At 59.5% G+C, this 21,133-nt stretch carries 19 protein-coding genes and 2 tRNA genes; 3 read left to right on the forward strand and 18 right to left on the reverse strand.

Translation table 11 applies throughout. The features are described 5' to 3' along the window. From HZ99_RS19180 to HZ99_RS19205, 6 genes are all read right to left on the reverse strand, one after another. Entirely contained in the window at positions 1-834 is an 834-nt protein-coding gene (locus tag HZ99_RS19180; RefSeq protein ID WP_014336078.1) for a TIGR04255 family protein, read from the reverse strand. Between the two features lie 192 nt (positions 835-1,026). After that, entirely contained in the window at positions 1,027-1,302 is a 276-nt protein-coding gene (locus HZ99_RS29280) for a hypothetical protein (protein WP_038445255.1), read from the reverse strand. Then, the gene (locus tag HZ99_RS19190) at positions 1,299-2,276 is read right to left on the reverse strand and encodes an integrase domain-containing protein (protein ID WP_038445257.1); all 978 of its coding nucleotides are present in this window, start codon (positions 2,274-2,276) and stop codon (positions 1,299-1,301) included. Before HZ99_RS19190 ends, HZ99_RS29280 begins: the two co-directional genes overlap by 4 nt. Before the next feature lie 896 nt (positions 2,277-3,172). Continuing rightward, on the reverse strand, positions 3,173-3,502 hold the full coding sequence (locus HZ99_RS19195) for a hypothetical protein (protein WP_038445259.1): 330 nt from the start codon (positions 3,500-3,502) through the stop codon (positions 3,173-3,175). A 1-nt stretch (position 3,503) separates the two neighbouring features. After that, on the reverse strand, positions 3,504-4,838 hold the full coding sequence (locus tag HZ99_RS19200) for a tyrosine-type recombinase/integrase (RefSeq protein ID WP_038445261.1): 1,335 nt from the start codon (positions 4,836-4,838) through the stop codon (positions 3,504-3,506). Between the two features lie 172 nt (positions 4,839-5,010). Beyond that, positions 5,011-5,086: transfer RNA gene (locus tag HZ99_RS19205), tRNA-Thr, on the reverse strand. Positions 5,087-5,448: 362 nt separating this feature from the next. Between HZ99_RS19205 and bcsQ the strand changes: the two genes are divergently transcribed. Then, positions 5,449-6,345 carry a cellulose biosynthesis protein BcsQ gene (gene bcsQ / locus HZ99_RS19210; protein ID WP_038445263.1) on the forward strand — a complete coding sequence of 299 codons (897 nt, stop codon included), beginning with the start codon at positions 5,449-5,451 and terminating at the stop codon, positions 6,343-6,345. 230 nt (positions 6,346-6,575) lie between these two features. Here the strand turns inward: bcsQ and HZ99_RS19215 are convergent, their stop codons facing one another. The 5 genes from HZ99_RS19215 to HZ99_RS19235 form a co-directional block, all read right to left on the reverse strand. Continuing rightward, positions 6,576-7,799, reverse strand: a complete 1,224-nt coding sequence (locus tag HZ99_RS19215; RefSeq protein WP_038445265.1) for a methyltransferase — start codon at positions 7,797-7,799, stop codon at positions 6,576-6,578. Then, positions 7,780-8,469 (reverse strand): ABC transporter permease, encoded by a 690-nt coding sequence (locus HZ99_RS19220; RefSeq protein ID WP_038448122.1) that lies wholly within the window; start codon positions 8,467-8,469, stop codon positions 7,780-7,782. Before HZ99_RS19220 ends, HZ99_RS19215 begins: the two co-directional genes overlap by 20 nt. 38 nt (positions 8,470-8,507) lie before the next feature. Then, complete coding sequence (locus HZ99_RS19225; RefSeq protein ID WP_038445266.1) at positions 8,508-9,203, reverse strand: ABC transporter permease; 696 nt, start codon at positions 9,201-9,203, stop codon at positions 8,508-8,510. A 75-nt stretch (positions 9,204-9,278) separates the two neighbouring features. After that, on the reverse strand, positions 9,279-10,028 hold the full coding sequence (locus tag HZ99_RS19230; RefSeq protein ID WP_038445268.1) for an ABC transporter substrate-binding protein: 750 nt from the start codon (positions 10,026-10,028) through the stop codon (positions 9,279-9,281). 13 nt (positions 10,029-10,041) lie between these two features. Further along, positions 10,042-10,815, reverse strand: a complete 774-nt coding sequence (locus tag HZ99_RS19235) for an ABC transporter ATP-binding protein (RefSeq protein ID WP_029295861.1) — start codon at positions 10,813-10,815, stop codon at positions 10,042-10,044. Positions 10,816-11,368: 553 nt separating this feature from the next. On the opposite strand from HZ99_RS19235, the gene gabP reads away from it, so the two are divergent. Further along, a complete protein-coding gene (gene gabP / locus HZ99_RS19240; RefSeq protein WP_038445271.1) occupies positions 11,369-12,760 on the forward strand; it encodes a GABA permease in 1,392 nt (463 codons plus the stop codon). A gap of 108 nt (positions 12,761-12,868) precedes the next feature. On the opposite strand, the gene HZ99_RS19245 is transcribed toward gabP, so the two are convergent. After that, entirely contained in the window at positions 12,869-13,282 is a 414-nt protein-coding gene (locus HZ99_RS19245) for a hypothetical protein (RefSeq protein WP_038445272.1), read from the reverse strand. A gap of 70 nt (positions 13,283-13,352) precedes the next feature. After that, positions 13,353-14,261: an alpha/beta fold hydrolase gene (locus HZ99_RS19250; protein ID WP_038445273.1), complete on the reverse strand. Its 909-nt coding sequence runs from the start codon at positions 14,259-14,261 to the stop codon at positions 13,353-13,355. 224 nt (positions 14,262-14,485) lie between these two features. Here HZ99_RS19250 and HZ99_RS19255 point away from each other — a divergent pair, with 224 nt between their 5' ends. Then, on the forward strand, positions 14,486-16,126 hold the full coding sequence (locus tag HZ99_RS19255; protein WP_038445274.1) for an ArnT family glycosyltransferase: 1,641 nt from the start codon (positions 14,486-14,488) through the stop codon (positions 16,124-16,126). Positions 16,127-16,266: 140 nt separating this feature from the next. Here HZ99_RS19255 and HZ99_RS19260 read toward each other — a convergent pair whose 3' ends face one another. From HZ99_RS19260 to HZ99_RS19280, 5 genes are all read right to left on the reverse strand, one after another. Then, complete coding sequence (locus HZ99_RS19260; RefSeq protein ID WP_038445275.1) at positions 16,267-16,935, reverse strand: hypothetical protein; 669 nt, start codon at positions 16,933-16,935, stop codon at positions 16,267-16,269. Positions 16,936-17,225: 290 nt separating this feature from the next. Continuing rightward, positions 17,226-17,301 (reverse strand) — tRNA-Phe (locus tag HZ99_RS19265). A gap of 103 nt (positions 17,302-17,404) precedes the next feature. After that, complete coding sequence (locus HZ99_RS19270; RefSeq protein ID WP_038445278.1) at positions 17,405-17,677, reverse strand: oxidative damage protection protein; 273 nt, start codon at positions 17,675-17,677, stop codon at positions 17,405-17,407. Next, entirely contained in the window at positions 17,674-18,741 is a 1,068-nt protein-coding gene (gene mutY / locus HZ99_RS19275; RefSeq protein WP_038445280.1) for an A/G-specific adenine glycosylase, read from the reverse strand. Before mutY ends, HZ99_RS19270 begins: the two co-directional genes overlap by 4 nt. Next, on the reverse strand, positions 18,738-20,957 hold the full coding sequence (locus tag HZ99_RS19280; protein ID WP_038445282.1) for an AsmA family protein: 2,220 nt from the start codon (positions 20,955-20,957) through the stop codon (positions 18,738-18,740). The genes mutY and HZ99_RS19280 overlap by 4 nt, the downstream gene beginning before the upstream one ends. Positions 20,958-21,133 lie beyond the last annotated feature (176 nt).

Below are 21,133 nucleotides of genomic sequence, written 5' to 3' on the forward strand. Positions count from 1 at the left end.
TTAACTCCATGCTTTCCGTGCGTAGTCCGTCACAGTCGCGTTGAAGAACAGCTCAACGAGGTCGTGAAGGTGTTGAAACCTATCTTTGATTTCGGTCGAGTCGTACTTTCGGCGCTCGGAAAAACTGGCGTCGACGTCAACGGTTGCGTGCTGACCATTGAGTCCTCTGAAGCGCTCGCCAACTTTGAGCGGATCTGGCAGCAGGTCTGGTGGAAAGCGCAGTTCGCTGTTCTGGGCAACCACCCGCGAGACCACCTGCCCTATGCTTGGGATGGTGGCCGACGACTCGGCAAAAGAATGATTGTAAGTCAGTGGTTGCCCTTCGAACTGGTACATCTGGTTGAGATCGAGCGAGGCTGGTGTTCCCCACACCTCTCGAGCAAGGTACTGCTGTAAGGTTTCCCCTTCAGCAGGTACTACAGCATCGAGGTACCTCAGGCCTAAGCGCTCAAAATAAGCGAGACCGTCGACCGCTTCCTCCAGAATGCTCAAACCCCGTTCCAATTCAGCATAGAACTTCGGAAAGGTCTCGTATTCAGTGCAGCGAAACGAAAGCGCACTCGGCTCCATCAGAAAGCCTTGAGTACCTTCGAGGTTGGAGAACGTATAGCTTTCGATCTGCTGTACGCCCGGCTGGAAAGGCTGCGTGTCATCCCCGCCTGTAATAGCACCAAAAGAGAATTGCATCTGCTGAGCGCTTTTGAAATCAGGGTAACCAGCCTTGCGCATCCGCTCCTGAATAGCCGGAAGGTAAGCCTTCAGTGACAGCAGTGTGTTGTGACGCACCTGGCCGATGGTGAAGTAGACTGGGGCGTTTGCGTATTTCTTTCCCATTTCGATTACTCAGCTTGACACTTTGATTGACAGTTTACAGCTAGGTTTACACTCTAGCAAGCGGATGAGTGTCCGCTGTGTCTAGAGCTCGACATCAGCGCTCATCAAGGGGAGCTGACTGATGCCTACGCAAAAAGCCACTAGTCAAGGTCAGTTGCTTTTGGGTTGATTGCTATCGGTATCAGGTGCCACTTAGAGATTGAAAGTCCATGACGTCTGTAGGCGCTGAGCGAGCAGTCGGACGGTAAGCAGGTAATAGTAACGAGTCGCTTCACTACGCCCAGCTAGCCGATGGTCCATAAACCAAATTAGGTGTTTTCTCTGCCAGCTCCATGGCGTCTCTCGCCGCCATCGCGCTGCGATCTCGGCGCTAATAATCCTGGCTTGCCGCAAATGCCGCTGCTGCGTTGCATGCGATCCAGTCAGCACGCCACCTAGGAACATCTCCATATCAAACGCCTTACTCATGTCCGTCCTCCAATATAGGCAGCGGCAACGTCGATCCGACTGTGCCCCAGTTCTTTGCTGATCTGCATGCGAGCCTCACAGTCAAGACGCCGATCCACGGCATAGCACTGACCACCATTAACCGGCGCTTGGTGCTGGGTAATTTGCTCATAGCGCTCACAAGCAAACGCCGCCCGTAGCTCGTGAAAGCCTTTGAGGTTGTGCTTATGGAGAAGGTCCCGCGCGGGACGGACGATTTCCCGTTGGAAATCGAGGTATCTTTCATTCGGCGCAAGCAGGTTGTGGCTGCCGCGGGGTGAGACCTGTTCGGCGAATCTCAAAGCTTCGTGAATATGATCATCCACTCTGATCCAGCGAGGTGCCGAGGCACCTGAGCGCCCCCCTTTGGTGCCATCCTGGATGTTGATCTTGCCGTAGTGTTCGGCCTCACGTTTTAAGCGCGGTAAGTCGGCCAAAATGGCCTCGCGCAGGCGCATTCCGGTGGCCCGCGCTAACTGAGCGATGGCCGCGGCACGAGAGTGCTGTTCGCTGAGCGTCTCGACGATTCGCATCAGGTGTTCGCGATCCTGGCCTTGTGGAGCTGTCGTGCGGATGGTGGTGCGCTGCATTCCCAGCGCTTTGCTCGGACTCGGCACTTTCACGTACTGATCACCGCGAAGCGCCGCCATGGTTCGGTTGACGCTGGACAATCGATTTTGTGCGGTGGCGATGGAGAGGTCGCCGCGATCGACCAAGTGACGCAGATGCGCCACGTAATCCGCCAAGATCTGACGATCTACCTGTCGTGCATCGTTGAGTCCTGGTCCATCGTCTGAGCGGCACCAGCGCACGAATGCCTGCCAACGATCACAGTGCGCTTTAACGGTCCCGTAGTGCCCGCCACCGAACATGTCTCTCAGCGCTTGCGGCCCGGCATAGCTCAGTTGCCGGCCATAGCCAAAATTGCGCCCATCTCGTCTGCCCACCAGCGCCATGATCAAACTCCTCTCGAAGCCAAAACTTTTAAAACTTTCCCCACGTCATCCCGCCAAGAATGTTGAGTGTTATCAGGGATCAAGGCCCCTGCGACCTGTGAGGGTTGTCCATTAACGCGGGACTGGCGGCTCCTTACGACCGGGAGCGTGGGCATCTCATGATCTGGCCTCCTGAACACTTCCGAAGAAGTGGGCGGGTGGAGGCTGTGCTGGCTGACGAAACCAACGCCGCGAGATCCTGAGTCGAGTGAAGGCAGTGATGTGATGACCGGGGCATGCCTGACTGTCAGTCAGGTTCAGTCCATTCCCTGGGCTGCGACACCATCATCTGCATCGCTGTTGCTGGTGACTTCGGTGTTTGTCACGCCGATTGTCACGAGGGGGAATGCCGCAAAGCCTTGTACGAGTTGGGCTGCAGCAGCGGTAGGAGCGCCCGTCTCTTTCCGGGAGAAAGAGACGGGCGCAGGTTGGCGCAAGGAAATGGCCAAGCGGATAGGTTGCTGCAGGGCAGCTATGAAAGGGGTGAGTTGCCGCAGTGGGCACTCTGATAGAAGTAGGCATCCATCACATCGCTGTGACTGTGCGAGCCACCGGACGCTAATCGCACTTTGGGAGAACCACCACCGTGTGGCGTAGCCTTGAAGGTTCTGGCTACCTGGGTTGCTGTCGACGACAGCGCTTTGCTCGATCTTTTCTACGCCTGTGGATAATTTGGGTCAAGGCCCCAATTTTCGGGAGTTCTGCGGCTGTGGATGAAATTATCCACCGGTGGAAATCCGTGGTTTTCCACAGACAGTTGCGTGGGCTTTAGATTTTTTAAGTGAGGTCCATCCAAACAGGGCGGCTTTGCAGCCCTGTTTGGATGGACCCGCGTGGCAGAGCAGATTGCGAGAGCCTTACGGATGTACGCTTACTTTACTGCGGCACTTTAAAAGCCAAAGTAGTGTTAGCACCGTCGGCCAAAATAACGTGTTGAGAACGTCGTGAGCGCTTGCCTGCCAGCGCCAGTACCCGAAGCTTCCAATATCGTCTCGCCGATCTACCCACTCGCCTGCACACGCAATGATGAAAACAACCAGCCAGCCAAGGTATGGCCTGAATCGTCGGGTGCCAACGATCAACGTCAAATAGACCGCCATGCCCAAATAGATATGCAGCGCGTCTTTTGACAGTCCGGTTGCCGACACAATGGCGAGCTTGATGCTTTGTGCGGTTGAGATATCCATATCAACTCCTCCTCTCTGCGCCAATGCCAGGCTTCGCCTTTATGCGAGTAACGTTATCTCCAATCTGGTTGGCGAATTCGTGTGGAGTGACATGCTCCTGTCGGTTGGCCTCCAGGTACCGACTCCACCAGTTCATGATCAGCCTGCGTTCCTCAATGAATTCGGCCTTGTGGATGTAAGCGGCGCGGACATTGTTGCGTTCCTTGTGGCTCATCTGCCGTTCAATGGCTGTCTCGGACCACAATCCTGACTCGATCAGTGCGCTGCAGGCCATCGAACGAAACCCATGTCCGCAGATATCGGTTTTGGTGTCGTATCCCATCGTCCGTAGCGCGTTGTTCACGGTGTTTTCAGACATGGGTTTCCAGGGCTTGGCATCGCCTGCAAACACCAGGTCGAATTTACCGGTGAGTGCGTGGATCTGTTCAAGCAAGGCCACTGCTTGCGGCGATAAGGGTACTAAATGGATATCCCCTGCCATCTTCGTACCCCTTGTGGAAAAGGCTACTCCCTCCAACGCGGGTCGAGTGTCCGGGATTTCCCAGACGCCGCGCTTAAGGTCGAACTCGCTCCATCGGGCGAAGCGCAGCTCGCTGGACCGTACAAACACATGGAGCGACAGCATCACCGTCAGACGGGTAAGTGCCCGGCCTTTATAGGTGTCGATCCGCTCTTGCAGTTCCGGCAGTCGCGATAAGGGTAGAGCGGGGCGATGGATCACCCGCGGGGCTTTGATCAAGCCTTCGAGGTCGTAAGCAGGGTTTGCGGTGATAAGCCGGAGTCGCTTTGCCTCGCGCATGATGCTCTGCAGGTAGTTTTGTACCCTTAAAGCAACGTCTATCGTTCCGCGCTTCTTGATCGCTTCCAAGGGCTGCATAAGGTCATGGGTGTCGAGATCAACAATGGCGCGTGCGCCGATCAGCGGGAATACGTGGGTTTTTAGGCGGCTCATCACTGTCTTGGAATGGCCTGGTGCCCACTTGGCCGACATTTCTGTGTGCCAGTCCAGCGCAACGCTTTCAAAGGTTCTGCCTTTGATCACGGCTTCCGCCTTGGCTTGGTGCTTGGTCTCTATGGGATCAATGCCATCCGCCAGCATTCGCTTGATCTCCAAGCGCTTGCGGCGCGCATCGGCGAGGCCAATGACGGGGTAGTTGCCGAACGAGGTCAGTCCTTCCCGTCCGTCAGGTTTGACGTAACGGAGCCGCCAGCCTTTGCGGCCATTGGGTTGGACTAGGAGGTAGAGGCCGTCGCCGTCGAAAAGCTTGTAGGCGCGGTCGGTGGGCTTGGCTGAGCGGCAAGCCGAATCAGAGAGTGGAGCAGTGGTGCGCGACATAAGGGTACTCCCTTTTATCGAAGTGACCTGTATCCCAAACTCTACCCTTAAAACGGTTGGAATCCACCAGTTTCTGACGGAAACCGATGGAACGCCAAAACGAAAAAACCCGCCAGAAGGCGGGTTTTTCGGGGGTTCTAGAGATTTTGAAAGCCTTCTCTGGAACCTTGTATGGTGCCGGCACCAGGAGTCGAACCCGGGACCTACTGATTACAAGTCAGTTGCTCTACCAACTGAGCTATACCGGCGTGTTAGGGCGACGATTATAGCGATTGGAAAGGTTCTGTAAACCCCTGAATTCTGACTATTTTTCAGAGTGCGGTTTTTTCTCTGCCGGTCGCGCTTTCCTGTTGATTCTCAGCAGCAAAATCCCGCATCGAGATGAAGCTCTCGATCAAGGGCGATGGGGCCGAGGGTGGAGTATCTCGTTGACCTGGCGCGGGTGGATGCGGATAAATAATCGTCATTAAATTGACTTATTGCCGTTCGTCTAAATGGCTGCGATAAAAAACACCAAAATAATGACACTCTCCGAGTCCTGTCACACACTGTTTATACAACAAGTGCGCCCATGTTCCATTAGAGGTGCCGTGACAAAGGAGGAGGGTCTGTGAGCCAGCCCGACGAACGTTTTGCAAACATTCATGATCAGCCGATGACGTCGACGCTGCAGTTCTTCGAAGATACCCCCATCGATGACGCGCTTTCCCCCGGTGAACAACCCCAGCCAACCGCGATGCCGGCCTGCCGAGCGCAGGTCGTGGTGCTGGTGTCGGTCAATGGTGGCGTGGGGCGCAGCACCCTGGCGACGGCGTTGGGCAGTGGCTTGCAGCGCCGGGGGCGGGCGGTGACGGTCCTGGAGCTGGATCCACAAAATGCCCTGCATCTGCATTTTGGCTTGCCCCACGACACCCCGGGAATCGGTCGTTCCAGCCTGTGCAATCAACCGTGGGATCAACTCGTCCAACCTGGCTTTTGTGGCTGCCGGGTGGTGGTCTTTGGTCAGACCGACACGCAGCAGCAGGAAGACCTGCAGCGCTGGCTCAAGCAAGACCCGCAATGGCTGGCGCAGCACTTGTCGCGCCTGGGCTTGAGTGAGCACGACATGATCATCATCGACACCCCCGCCGGCAATAATGTCTACCTGCATCAGGCATTGCACGTGGCCAATACCGTGGTGGTGGTTGCCCTGGCGGACGCGGCGTCGCTGGGCGCGCTGGAGCAAATGCAGCGGTTGTTGGCGCCGTACCTTGCGCAACCGTCGGCACCGCGTTGTCATGTGTTCGTCAACCAACTGGATGAGGGCAGTGCCTTCAGCCTGGATATGGCAGAGGAGTTCAAGCAACGTCTGGCGGCGCGCCATCTGGAGGTGATTCATCGCGACCCGCAGATCAGCGAGGCACTGGCCTTTGGCGAGGACCCTTTGGATAACGAGGCTATGAGCATGGCCTGTGACGATATCCATGTGCTGTGCCAGCTACTGGATAGCCCTCCAAGCATGCCCTGAACCACGGTTTATAGGGTTAACCGCAGATGCTTATGCACAATCTGATGGTTGGACAGGTATCGAAACAGTCATTTTGTGGAGCTGTTCTCATTACGCTGCAACTGCCTGTTTTGAGTGCGTTTTATTTTGTGAACAAAAAATGACCAGTCAGGATTTTCGCCTGTAGCGCCCGCCTTTGCGGCGTCCTACAGCGTTTCATCAACAGAGTTATCCACAGGGTGCCTTGCCCCTTATGCGCGCTCGGCGAGCACCATCAGGTTGCGCGGTGTCAGCGCTGTTTCGCAGAAGAGGCCTACTTGAGCCTTGTAGCCGTTTTCTTGCAGAAACAGTGCCCGATCCAGAACCAGCCACAATTCCAATGGGCGGCGAAACAGGCCACGTACCAACTCCAGATTTCGTACCTGCGCCAGGCGTTGCCAGCCGTGCTGTTCCAGGTTTGGCCAATCCTGTTCGCCTGTGGATAACCCCTTGAGCGCCGCCAGGTGCTGGCAGTAATCGGCAAAGGGCCGGTTCAGCCATTCGCTTGGCAATGAAGGCGTGGGCAGGTACTCGTCGCACCCGCGCAGTTGCCGCTGCAATTGGTCAAAGCCCAGGCGCCGGGCCATGGAGGTGTCCCGTTGCAGGCGTACCCGTGTGCCTGCGGTGACGGTTTCGCTCAGGGGCAAGCCAAGGTCTTCCCGCGATAAACGCAGTGCCGAAGCGCGGGCCGGGGTCGATAGCGCCTGGTATTGCTCGCTGCCGATGCGGTTGTAACAGCAGGGCGCCACGGCCAGGTGCGGGCAGCCGGTGGCGCTGGCCAGGTGCAGCAGGCGTACATGCAGGTCGCCGCAGGCATGTAGGGCGACGGGTGTGTGTTTGTCGGTGAGTTGCTGTACGGCGCTCTCGGCCATCACGTCTTGCTGACGGTGGCGGGCGCTCATTTGGTGATGGTCGCTGAGGGCCTGGCCTGCGGCGCTCAGCGTCGGATCATACTCCAGGCAGGTCAGGCCTTGCCCCGGTTGCAGCAGCCGCCGGCCGAGGTGGCCTTTGCCGGCGCACCAGTCGAGCCAATGGGTGGGGCGCCGGGCAAAGTGCAAGGCGCCGCCAAATGCCTCGATCTGTTGCCATTTACGGCCGGGCACATCCACATTCAGACGCGACGGCGCCGTATGTAGCGCGCCCGACGGTAACTTATCCACAGTGCTCAGACGCGCGGCCAACTGCGCCCATTGGGGAAATGGCGCTGGCGCCTGTAGTTCGGTGGGCAGGTTGTGGCTGCTTTCGGCCTCTGCCAGCGAGCGCTGGCGCAGCCATTGGGCAAGCGCTGGATGCTGGGCTTCCCAGGGCAATTGCAGGTGGGTGAAGGGCCGTGGTCGCCACAGCCTTTGATGTTCGGTGAGGAACGCGTCCAGTGCGAGGAAGCGGGCCAGCAGTCGCTCGCCCGTCAATCCGGTGTCAGCGCCCCTGGCAGGCATCGACCCGCAACCAGCGTTCCAGCAGCTTGAAGCCGCGTACCAGCACATAGGCCATCAGCAGGTAGAACATCCCGGCGGCAAAGAAGATCTCCACCGGCAGGTAGGTACGGGCAATGATGGTGCGAGCCATGCCGGTCAGCTCCAGCAAGGTCACGGTGCTGGCCAGGGCACTGGCCTTGAGCATCAGGATCACTTCGTTGCTGTAGGCCGGTAGGCCGATGCGCGCGGCACGCGGCAGGATGATGTAGAACAGCGTCTTGGGCTTGGACATGCCCAGCGCCCGCGCCGCTTCGATTTCACCGGGCGGGATGGCCTGGATCGCGCCGCGCAGGATCTCGGCGATGTAGGCGGCGGTGTGCAGGGTCATGGTGACAGTCGCGCACCAGAACGGGTCCCGCAGATAGGGCCACAGGGCGCTTTCACGCACGGCGTCGAACTGCGCCAGGCCGTAGTAGACCAAAAACAGCTGCACCAGCAGTGGTGTGCCACGGAAGAAGAAAATGTAGCAGTAGGGCAGGGTGCGCACGTACCAGCGGCGTGAGGAACGGGCGATGCCCAGGGGGATTGCCAGCAGTAGGCCGGCGATCACGGCGATGGCCACCAGTTCCAGGGTCAGGGTCGCGCCCTGGGCCAGTCTTGGCAGCCACTTGATGATCACGGCCCAGTTCAGGCCCAGGTCGAAATGCGACAGCCAGCTGTAGTCGCCGTTCATTGCGTGCTCCTCGCAAAGCCGCGAGCGGCACGTTTTTCCAGGAAGTACATGCCGGCCATGGCCAGGGCGGTGAGGCCCAGGTACATGAAGGCCGCCACCATGAAGAAGGTGAAAGGCTGCTTGGTGACGGTCACGCCGATTTGCGCGTGGCGCATGATTTCTTCCAGGCCGATCACCGAGACCAGCGCGGTGTCCTTCATCAAGATCATGAACAGGTTGCCCAGGCCCGGCAGGGCGATGCGCCACATCTGCGGCATGATCAACCGGGTGAAGATGCGCAGCTTCGACAGGCCCAGGGCAACGCCCGCTTCACGGTGGCCCTTGGGGATCGCCAGGATCGCGCCACGGAATACCTCGGTGGCGTAGGCGCCAAAGCACAGGCCCAGGGCGATCACACCGGCGGCGAAGGCACTGAGTGAGAGGTCGGGGTTACCGAAGAACTCCCCGAGGGCCCGCATCATATTGACCGTGCCGAAATAGATCAGCAGCACCCACAGCAGTTCGGGAATGCCACGAACAATGGTCGAGTAAGCGCCGCCAAGCCATTGCAGCGACTTGTACGGGGAGGTCTTGGCCAGGGCGCCGGCCAGGCCGAGCACCAGCCCCAGGCATAACGCCGTGAGTGCCAGTTTGACGGTCATCAGCGCGCCGGCAGCGAGTGCGGGGCCGAATCCGTAGAGATCGAAATTCATGGTTTTTTCATATCGAGCAAGGCATTGCGAAAAGCCGGCGCGCTCAACGGAGCGCGCCGGTCTGGCCAATCAGGATCATTCGATGCTGAAAGGGAAGTACTTGTCGTTGATCTTCTTGTAGGTGCCGTCGGCCTTGATTTCCGCCAGGGCCTTGTTCAAGCGCTCGCGCAGTGGGTCGCCTTTGCGCACGGCGATGCCGATCTTGTCGCTGTCTACAACCGGCTCGCCTTTGAACTCATAGGCCGAACCGTCTTTGCTCTTGAGCCACTCGTACTGCACGTACTTGTCGGCGAGCATCCCGTCCAAACGGCCGGAAGTCAGGTCGAGGTAGGCGTTTTCCTGGGTGTCGTAGAGCTTGGCGGTGGTGTCTGGCAGTTTGTCTTCCAGGTAGGTACCGGCCAATGTCGCGCGCTGTGCGCCGATAGTCTTGCCTTTGAGGTAGGCCGCGTCGGTCTTGAAGTCCTTGATGGCTTTGGCTGCGATGAATTGCAGCTTGTTGGAGTAGTACGGGTCGGTGAAGTCAACGGCCTGCTTGCGCTCGTCGGTGATCGACAGCGACGACACCAGGAAGTCGAACTTCTTGGCGTTCAGGGCCGGGATGATGCCGTCCCAGTCAGACGTGACCACGCTGCATTCGACTTTCATCTTGGCGCACAGGGCGTCGCCGATGTCTTTGTCAAAGCCTACAACGTTGCCGCTGGCGTCTTTATTGTTGAAGGGCGGGTAGGCCGCCTCGATCCCCATTTTCAAAGTCTCGGCCATGGCCGTGGCGCTGAATGCCATGGAAACGGCGGCGGCCAGGAGGAATTTTTTATAGTTCTGCATGCAGGTTGCTCCGTTAGCGGTTGCTGGACATGAATTGTTTGCAGCGCGCCGAAAGCGGGTTTTCGAACACCTGCTGTGGCGATCCTTGCTCTTCGACCAGCCCCTGGTGGAGGAACACCACTTCGCTGGACACTTGGCGGGCAAAGCCCATTTCGTGGGTGACCAGCAGCATGGTGCGACCTTCTTCGGCCAGCGCGCGGATCACATTAAGTACTTCCTGAACCATTTCCGGGTCAAGTGCCGAAGTGGGTTCATCGAACAGAATGACCTTGGGTTGCATCGCCAGGGTGCGGGCGATGGCGGCGCGTTGTTGCTGGCCACCCGACAATTGCGCCGGGTAGGCGTGGCGTTTGTCGCCAATGCCGACCTTGGCCAGCAGCGCCTCGGCCACTTCGATGGCTTCGGCCTTGCTCTGGCCAAGCACGCGGCGCGGGGCCTCGATGATGTTGTCGAGGATGCTCATATGTGGCCAGAGGTTGAAGTTCTGGAAGACAAAACCGATTTCGCTGCGCAGGCGATTGATCTGCTTGCCGTCGGCGGCCATCAACTCGCCGTTTTTGGCAGCCTTGAGCTTGAGCTCTTCGCCGGCCACCAGGATCTGCCCCTGGTGTGGGTTTTCCAGGAGGTTGATGCAGCGCAGGAACGTGGACTTGCCGGAACCGGATGAGCCCAGGATCGAGATCACATCGCCGTCGCGAGCGGTCAGCGAGATGCCTTTAAGCACCTCCAGCTCACCATAGCGTTTATGCAAGTTGCGGATTTCAAGCGCGGGCGCGGCCAAAGCCATGAGCGGTCCTCATTGTGTGCGTTGCGTTCCTGCTGTTGGGTCGCCTTCCTGGCGTGGCGCCAAGCTAGCATAGCGTTCGGATGACAGCCAACAGCGCCACGGGCGTTAAACAGACGGTGTGTGACAGGTTGTCGCATCGGCACAGCAGCGTGTCGCGCCATCAACAACCGAACAGCCGTTTTAACCGATAAACCCGTGGCAGTCGCGTAAAAAAGGGCGCGATGGTGCCAGCTTTGGCCGGGCGTTGGAAGGGTTAAACGGGTAAACGGTGGCGATCGGTCCGTTAATCGGGCGTCGCTTACTTTTTGTGTGTGTTTTTAGTGCGTTCATTCGTTATGGATATGAGTCGGTCGGTAACGTTGTGGCGAATTGCCATTAATCTCAATGGCTTGCGAGCGCTGATGGACTGTCCTGCAGCCCGCGTCAAGCTTGGCTTTGTAACATTTTGGCGCAAATATTGCGTAAAAAATAAAGAACGCCCCGTTTGTTTCTTTTCACGTAAGTACAGCAGGCCGGGCGGACCGTATTCGCAATTCCTCGCAAAGGTGTGTCAATGAGTCGTACGCAAAGCTCCAATGACCTCGAACAGGGACTCAAACCGCGTCATGTCACCATGTTGTCGATTGCCGGTGTGATCGGCGCCGGGTTGTTTGTCGGTTCCGGCCACGCGATTGCAGCAGCCGGGCCCGCCGTGCTGCTGGCCTACGCCGCCGCCGGTACGCTGGTGGTGCTGGTGATGCGCATGCTGGCCGAGATGGCCGTGGCGTCTCCCGACACCGGTTCATTTTCCACCTACGCCGACCGCGCCATCGGCCATTGGGCCGGCTTTACCATCGGCTGGCTTTACTGGTGGTTCTGGGTGCTGGTCATTCCCCTGGAGGCCAACGCTGCCGCGACCATCCTGCATGCCTGGTTCCCCGACGTGGCGATCTGGGCCTTCACTTTGGTCATAACCTTGCTGCTGACCGCTACCAACCTGTTCAGTGTGAAGAACTACGGCGAGTTCGAGTTCTGGTTTGCCCTGATCAAGGTGGTGGCAATCGTCGGCTTTGTGATCCTTGGTGTGCTGGCGATCTTCGGTTTGCTGCCGGGCAGCCAGGTCAGCGGCGTCTCACACCTGTTTGATACCCAGGGCTTCTTGCCCAACGGCATGGGCGCCGTGCTGGCGGCGATCCTGACCACCATGTTTTCGTTCATGGGCACCGAAATCGTGACCATTGCGGCCGCAGAGTCGAAGAACCCTGGCCAGCAGATCACCAAGGCCACCAATTCGGTGATCTGGCGGATCGGCTTGTTCTACCTGGTGTCGATCTTCATCGTTGTCGCCTTGGTGCCATGGAACGATCCGACCCTGGCGGCCGTTGGGTCCTACCAGACCGTGCTGGAACGCATGGGCATCCCGAATGCCAAGCTGATCGTCGACCTGGTGGTATTGGTCGCCGTGACCAGTTGCCTGAACTCGGCGCTGTACACCGCGTCGCGCATGCTGTTTTCCCTGGGACGTCGTGGTGATGCACCGGCGGTGGCCAAGCGCACCAACCAGAGCGGCACGCCTTACTGGGCGGTGATGCTGTCCACCGGCGCGGCTTTCCTTGCGGTATTCGCCAACTACGTGGCGCCGGCGGCGGTGTTTGAGTTCCTGCTGGCCAGCTCCGGCGCGATTGCGCTGCTGGTGTACCTGGTGATTGCCGTGTCGCAACTGCGCATGCGTCAGAAGCGCACGGCGGCGGGCGAGGAGATTGCCTTCAAGATGTGGCTGTTCCCGGGCCTGACCTATGCGGTGATCGTGTTTATCGTGGGGGCGTTGACCATCATGTTGTTCCAGGAAGCGCACCGGGTGGAAATTATTGCGACCGGTGTCTTGAGTGTACTGGTGGTGGTAGCGGGGTTGCTGGTGGCGAGCCGGCGCAAGGCCCGCAATCTTGGGGCAGCGGTGCTGAATTGATCAGCACCCCTCCACTGTAGGAGCCGGCTTGCCGGCGATGAGGCCCTTGAGCCTTGCGGTGATATCAAGAAAGCCATCGCCGGCAAGCCGGCTCCTACAACGGTTGCGTCAGTCTTGCAAATTGGCCAGGGCTTGCGAAGCTGCCACGTAATCGGCCTGGAACGCTGGCGATTCAATCCACGCCAACGCTGCCGCTTCATCATCGCTGTCGGTGGACCACTGCCGGTATTCGATCAGCGCCGCCAGGATAAAGTCAGTGGCGTTTTCTTCGCCTTCCTGCTCCAGCACTAACGCCAGCAGCGGGTGTGCCAGGAACGCCGCACACAGTGCCTGTTGGCTGGTCTCGCCGGCCTCGCGCATCTCCACGAACAGTTCGGTCAAATCCACCGACTCAAGGTCAATCCGCTCGTCATCCCCGGCAAACGCATCCTGCTTCGGCGCATTGGCGCGCTGGGTGCGGTTCTGCTTGGCCTTGGCTTTTGCCCGTTGGGCACGTTTTTGCTGCTTGTCTGGCGAAGCCATGGGCTCATGTTCTCGGTTCAGGATCTGGGTGGCGTATTGAAACGCAGGTCTGGGGAAATCCCAAGGGTTTCTATAGCTGCACACCCGGTGCGTCGGCCGCCAACTGCCCGTGTTGCAGCCACGCCAGTGCAATCGGCCATAAGCGATCCTGATATTCACTGCGGAAGAACGCGAAATGCCCGACAGCCACTTCGCCAATATCCACCGGCGCGATGCGCAAGTGTGTCCGTTCGCTGGCCTGGAAGTAGTTCAGCAGGCGCTCAATGGCGGGCACCGTGCCAAAGGGGTCGTCGCTGATGCTGACCGCCAGGATCTGCGCCTTTACCCGGGCAAAGGGCAACTCGCCCAAAGTGCGTCCGCTGGGCCGTGTCTCGTAGGTGGGCGTGGGTGTGCTCCAGTCGCGCACCACTCCGGCTGGCGTGTCTTCCAGCCAGCCCAGGCGTTTGCCCGGGAAATATCCGCAGAGGGCGGTCACCAGGGGCATGACCAGGTGCCACTTGGCTAGCATCTGCCAGCGGCCCTTCGCTTGATAGTCACGCCAGTAGGCGAACTGCGCCCCCACGGTGACCAATCGCCTGATCGCTGCCCCCGACGCCCCAAGCCCGGCCGCACAGCCGCCAAAGCTGTGGCCGACCACGTCAATGGGTTGCCCGGCGAACTCGCGCTGCGCGCGCTGCATGATCGCCTCGAAATCCAGCTGGCCCCAGTCCGACCAGGAGGCCTTGAACCCGCGCAATGAGCCACTGCGCGACTCACCGATGCCGCGATAGTCGTAGGTAATGACGTCTAAGCCGTTGGCGAACAGGTAGTCGGCAAAACGTGAATAGTGGCGGCAGCGCACGGACGTGGCGGCGTTGATGATCACCACCGGGCGTTCGATATCACTGCGGATATGCCGCCAGGTAAAGCCGCCTATGGGATAACGATCGGCAGCGGGTTCGCAAAATGGTTCGGGGTGAAGGCGGCTGGGCAGGTTCATGACGGGCCTCGATCCATGCGCTTTCGATGGGGCAAGGGCTGCCCATGCGCAGTTTTTATTGGAAGTTGACGCTAACAAAATCGACGGGCAAAGGCCCGTAATCTTTAAGTGCGAACGCCAACCTGAGGTGAAGGGAGGAATGTTGCACTTGGTTCAGGCGTGATTCAGGCGTGCTATCGGCAATATACGCAGGCATATCCCCCCCCGGCCTGGCAGGTTAAACCATGGAACACCGCAACCGTTTTCGTCTGGAGGCCCTGGGTATTTTCCTGGTGGCCTTGTTGCTGTTTACGCTGGGCATCTGGGATCAACAGCCCCAAGGGTTTGACGGGCGTTGGGCGGTGTTTATGCAGGAGATGTTTCGCCACGGTGCGAGCCTCTTCCCCACCACTTACGGTGAGCCTTACCCGGATTATCCAGGCACGGCGACTTATTTCAGCTTGCTCTTTGCCCGGTTGTTCGGTGCGCCTAACGACCTGGCTAACGTCATGCCCACCGCCCTGGCCTCGGCCGGGGTCATGGCCCTGGTCTACCGTTTGCTGGTGCCCTCCGGGCGCGCCTGGGCGTTGCTGACGGTATTGCTTACGGCATTGACTGCGCAATTGCTGGAGAAGTCGCGTTCGGTCTGTCTGGACCAGATGGTCTCCCTGCTGTGCCTGGGCTGTTTCTACTTGCTGCACACGGGTGAGCGCCTGGGCTCACGGTTGCGCCAATACGCAATCTTTCCCTTGTTTGTGGCGGCGTTTGCCATTCGTGGCCCTTTGGGGTTGATCGAGGTCTGTGGTGTGGCCTGTGTGTACTGGGCGCTGGGGCCAGCCCGTTCGCGGGAAGAGAAGATTCGCTTGCTGAAAAAGGCGATCGCCCATGGCGTGATCGGCCTGGTCCTGCTCCTGGCCTGTTGGTGGGTGCTATTGAAGCTGGCGCGGATCAGCGGTGGTGATGGGTTTGCCGATGAGGTGATGAAGATGCAGGTGGCCGGTCGCCTGGATGAAAGTGGCGAACCGTTCTACTTCTACTTCAAGCTGAGCCTGTATCGCTATTTCCCGGTGATACCGCTGGCGCTGGCGACGTTGATTGCCCTGCGCCACACCTGGTCGGCGCGTCATGAGGATGCCGATGTGCAGTTGATGCTGCGCCTGGGCGGTTGTGGCTTGATGATCCTGCTGGGGTTGTCGGTGCCAAACTTCAAGCGTGCTTATTACATCGTGCCCATGGTCCCGATGTTTGCCGCTGTGGCGGCCTATGGGCTGCTGCAGGCCCGGGGGTGGTTACTTGGCGTGCGTCGGGGTTATGAGTGGCTGGTGGCGAGCCTGCCGGTGCTGGGGGTTGTCGTGGTGCTGGTCTGCCGGCAACTGTGGAGCAAACACGGTTACTGGCCCGATGTCTCGGTACCGGGGTTGGTTGCGCTGCTGATCGTCCTGCAACTGGCGGCGGTCGTTGCCTGGCGTCGTTTGCGCGGCCAAGTGGGGCGGCGACTGGTGGTACTTAGCCTGATCGCGCTGGCCACCCAGTGGCTGGTGCTGGTGAGGGTCGTGGAGCCGGCCAAGGATCTGCAATTTGACACCAAAAATTTTGTTGGCGCGGTGGAAACCCTGCGGGCCGAGAACCCTGGACCGCTGGTGTTTCTCAATCTTGGCAAGGACACCTGGGCCATTCGCTACATCATGAACCTGGATCATGACGAGCAGCCGCTGTTTGTCGGGCGTGACGACCTTGCGCAACTGAGCGCGCTGCCGCGCTCGTCCTGGGTCATCGTGGCGCGCAAGGAAACCGAGCTATTGCAAGGGACGCCGCTGGAGCACTTGGTGCCGGCGTTCAATGGGCGACTCAATGACAACCCGTTGCTGGTGTTCCGGGTGCCGTGATCAGTCGCCGTATTCGTCGTGTCGACGCATCCAGCTGTACGGCCCGGTCTGTGGCCAGCCTTTTGGCGAATTTCCCCAGGTAAGTCCAGTGGTTGCCATTATGAATTTGAGGAGGGCGGCGGCTCGCTGGTTGTCCTCGACTATTTGCAGCGATACCCCTCAGGCATGGTGACGCTGTAATTGCGTTGCACACGGTCCTGGAAATTCAGGTTCTGCAGGCCCTGTTGCACCAGGAAGGCCTCGACCTTGGCGGCCTGGCAGTCCTCGTTGTAGGACGTCACCCGCAGCAGATACACGGTGCGCTTGCTCGCGTCATCCCGGGCTGTGGCGGTGAAGGTGGTGAGGGTGGTGTAGGCGGTGCGCTCCGAGCTGCCGACCGGGCCATAGGTCGTGTTCGGCGTGCTGGTGCAGATCAGTTGGTCGCCTTTTTTCTTGCTGTTCTTGCAGACGGTGGAGGTGCTGGTTGGCACCTGCCCATAGTCGGTGGCGGTATAGCGGTAGGTGGCCTGGCGGCTGTCGATATCAAGGGTGATTGTAATTTTCGGTGTTCGATTCTTGGGCAGGGTGATGTCGGTGTACACCTCGCGAAAACCCTGGTCTTTCATGGCGCTAACCATATCGCGCAGGTAGTAGCGGGCATTGAGTGCGTTCTCGCCATTGCCGCCCACCGATGTCACCAGCACTGGTGCCTGTCGGTCAAAGTGATAGTCCGGGTCAGGGGTGGCGTTGATCGCGACGTCCATCGTCGTGGCGCATCCACTGAGCAGCGTTGTCAGCATTAACAGCGTGCAGAACAAGTACCGGGTCATGAAGTAACTACCTTGCTGAAGATTGGATTAAGGCTAGACGGTTGGGCAGCGCGATAAATAACACATCAGTTGCTGGTGAGGCTTGGCGTTAACCTCAAAGTAACCCATGTGGCCGGTTCCTGGTGACATCTCGGCTGGGGCAGTGGGGTGTCAGCCCTGTATGACGTGGCTGATTTGGCGCTATCGCTGGCAAGCCAGTTCCTGCAGTAAATCGCAGGCAACAAAAAACCCGCACTAGGCGGGTTTCTTGTGTATTTCAGATGATATTGGCACCACCTGAAACTAATGAGTGGTGCCCAGAGACGGAATCGAACCGCCGACACGGGGATTTTCAATCCCCTGCTCTACCGACTGAGCTATCTGGGCAACGGGGCGCATTAAACGGGTTTTTCAGGGGGTCGTCAAGCAAGTTTTCAAAAAATATTTAATTATTACCGTCGCTTACGTGCCAACCCCGGTTTTTGCTCAATTATTGAGCAGGCGGCACGTAGCCGTCGGCCTTGGCGTAATCCTCGCCGGAAAAGTACTTGTCCATCTCGCCCTGAAGATATTTGCGGTCTTCGGCGTTCATCATGTTCAGGCGTTTTTCGTTGATCAGCAGGGTCTGGTGCTTCTGCCAGTCGGCCCAGGCCTTGGCTGAGACGTGGTCGAAAATGTCCTGGCCCTTGGCGCCCGGGAATGGCGCGCGCTCCAGGGCGGGCAGTTCTTCGTGGTACTTGCGGCAGATGATGGTGCGGGTCATGACGAAACTCCTGCGTTCAATACGTCGGCCGCGCGCTTCAGCAGTTTTTTCACCGGGGCGGCAAGGCCCAGGCGCGGCGGGGTGGCGAGGTTATACCAGAGCCAGTCGGCCTCGGCCACGTGATGGGCCGATTCCTCGACCTGCACCAGCCAGGGTTCGATGGCCAGTTGGAAGTGGCTGAAGGTGTGCACCAGCCCGGGCAGTTCCTGCTGTTTGCCCAGCGCCAGTGAGTGTTGGTTGGCCAGGTGTTCCAGGTCGTTCAGGTCGTCCAGTTCGGGCAGGCTCCACAGCCCGCCCCACAGGCCGGTGGAGGGGCGACGGTAAAGCAGGATCGCGCCCTCAGGGTTGGCCAGCATCGGCATCAGCGTACGCTTTTGCGGGATGGTCTTGCGTGGCTTGGGGATCGGGTAACGGGTTTCCAGGCCCAGCATGTGTGCCTCGCAGCCCTTTTCCAGGGGGCACAGCAGGCAACTGGGCTTGCTGCGGGTGCACAGGGTGGCGCCCATGTCCATCATCGCCTGGGTGTAGGCATTGACGCGGGACTGGGGCGTAAAGCGCTCGGCAGTGGCCCACAGCTGCTTGGCCACCTTGGGCTCGCCCGGATAGCCTTCCTGGGCGGTAAAGCGCGCCAGCACGCGCTTGACGTTGCCGTCGAGGATCGGTGCGCGCAGGCCCATGCTCAGGCTGGCGATGGCGCCGGCGGTGGACAGGCCGATCCCCGGCAGTTCGGTCAGTTTCTCGACATCGCGGGGAAACTCGCCGCCGTATTCGGCAACCACGATCTTCGCGGTCTTCTGCAGGTTGCGCGCCCGGGTGTAGTAGCCCAGCCCGGTCCACAGGTGCAGCACTTCATCTTCCGGCGCGGCCGCCAGGGCTTCGACCGTTGGCAGCGAGGCCATGAAGCGGTCGAAGTAGTTGAGCACGGTGCTGACCTGGGTCTGTTGCAGCATGATTTCCGAGACCCACACCCGATACGGGGTGATGCCTTGTTGCCAGGGCAGGTCATGGCGGCCGTGACGGTCGTACCAATCAAGCACGGCCGCTGAAAATTGCTCGTTTCTCATCGGTTGAACAAACCTTTGAGGGCGTCTTTGAGCTTGGGATTGACCTTGTCGAGCTTTTCTTCAAGCTTCTCGCTGAGCTTGTTGCCCGCCATTTTGGCGGCAACCTGGCCCAGGCCGTCCTTGTCCAGGCGACAGGCCTTGGCGCCCAGTTCCAGCGGGCCGCGGCAGCGCAGCGGCACTTCGATACCCTGGAAGTTCGAGCCGACCTGGCAGGCCGGGTCCGGCATGTCGCGCTTGTCGCCCTCGACGATGATACCCACGCGGTAATCCATACCCAGTACGCGCAGGTCCACGTCACCATTGCCGTTGACGGTCAGGCCGGGGATGCGCACTTTCAGGTCCGGGTTGCTCGCCACGCCATTGCGAAAGGCCAGGTTGCCCTTGAGTTCCTGGAATGGCGTGTCCTTGCTGTGGGGGGCGCTCGCCAGGGTCTTACGATTAAGCAGGGCAATGCCGGTGCATAGCTGTTGCTCAAGGTTGGCGTTGAGCAGCACGCCGTTATTGATGACGAAACTGGCGCTGCCGTTGAGGCTGTCGATCAGTGCTTTCTGGCTGTTGCCGCGCCCGGTCAGGTTGCTGTCGAGGGTGACCTGGCCCTTGACTGGAGGAGTTTGCCCCTGGGCCTGCAGGATGCGCTCGACCGGTACTTGCTTGATTTTGGTCTGCAGCGCCAGCACCGGCACATCTTCACGTGCATCGAGGCTGCCATTGGCCTGGAACGTGCCGTTGAAGAGACCGCCGCTCAAGGTGTCGAGCTTGAGCTGGCCACCCTGGCCGGAGGCCTTGAGGGCCGCATTTTCGATGGGCAACTGGCTGAGGGTCAGTTGGCCGAAGGACAGGTCGGCAATCACGTCCAGGCTGCGCAGGCGTGTCAGGGGCAACAGTTTTTCGGTGCTCCAGGCGCCTTTGGTCGGTGCCTCCGGCAACGGTGTGGTGCCACCGGCGGCCATGGCCCCGGCTTCACTGCTCTGCACTTGCGCCTGGCGCGCGACGGCGGCGCTGTTGGCGGCTTCGGACTTGGCGGGCAGGTAGTGGTCGGCGTTGAAGGTGTCGGCCTTCAACTGCACGCGCAGGGATTGCTTGGCAAAGTCTTCCACCGCCAGGCGCCCGGTGAAGGTGCTGCCATCGACTTTCAAGTTGAGGTCTTCCAGGGCCATGCTCGACGGCGTGCCTTGCAGGCGGCTGACCAGTTCGACCTTGCTCAGGCTCTCCGGGGCCATGGCTGGCAGCGGCTGGCCGACGCTGTCGAGGAACTTGGCCAGGTCAAACTGGGCAATCGACAGGGCGCCACTGATCTGCGGGGTTTTATCCAGGTCGTTGACCTTCAGTTCGCCCAGTGCCCGCAGTTGATTGAGCGAGAGTTTGAGGCTGGTCCACTCGGCAACGTTTGCCGACAGGTCCACCAACAACTGGCCCTGGGTGGCAAAGGTCACGGTCTTGCCTTGCAGCGGCTCGCCAGTGGCTTCGCCGGCGACTTTCATGTCCTCGAACTGATAGCGCTTGAGGGCGCGATCAAAACGCAGCTCGCCGTTGAGCTCGCTCTTGACCCGCATCACCGGCTGGTTGCTGCCAAAGAATGCAGTGAGCTTGACCGGAATACTCGCGCCTTCGTGCACGGCGCCGGTGCTCAACTGGATGCTTTCAGCGCTGAACTGCTGGCCGGTCTGCTCGTCGTTGTACTCGATACGGGCGTTGTTGACCGTCAGGCTGTCGATGTCCAGGCGGATCGGTTGGGCCGGTTTCTCCGGTGCCGGCGCGGTGGTTGGTGCAGTCGTCGCGGGAGTTTCGGCAGTGCCGGTGGCCGCAACGGGCGGCGCCTTGCCGATGTCTTCCCAGTTGCCATGGCCTTGCTTGTCGCGGGTCAGGCGCAGGTTCAGGCCCTCGACGCGCACATCGCTCATCTGCACTTCGCGGCGCAGCAGCGGTAGCACGCGCACCGACAGACCGAGCATCTGCAGGTCGGCGAACGGTTGGGCAGGGTTGTTCAGGGTAGCCACGCTGGCTTCATGCAGCTCCAGGCCCAGCCAGGGGAACAGGCTCCAGCCGATATCGCCATTGAGCGTCAGCTCGATGTGGGCCTTGTCGCGGGCAATCTGGCGAATCTCTTCTTTGTAGTCGTTGGGATCGAAGAGGTGGGTCAGGGCAAAGCCCAGAGCCACAATGATCAGCAACAGCCCGAGAAGTACCAGACCCAGGATTTTGCCGAACGCTTTCATGGGCGAGTCCTTGTATGTCGATTTCAAAATTTAGCCGCAGAGTATAACGCCGCGAGGTCCACGGCTGTTTACGCATCGTTACATAGTGTCAAACAAAACAGATGAACCGAAAAAGGTAGTGTCAGTTTGGTTTTTCTCGCTGCGCCAGATGCTAATCTTTGCCCGCTCGCCCGCCT

It is taken from the genome of Pseudomonas fluorescens (genome assembly GCF_000730425.1).
In the GTDB taxonomy this organism is placed as follows: Bacteria; Pseudomonadota; Gammaproteobacteria; order Pseudomonadales; family Pseudomonadaceae; genus Aquipseudomonas; species Aquipseudomonas fluorescens_X.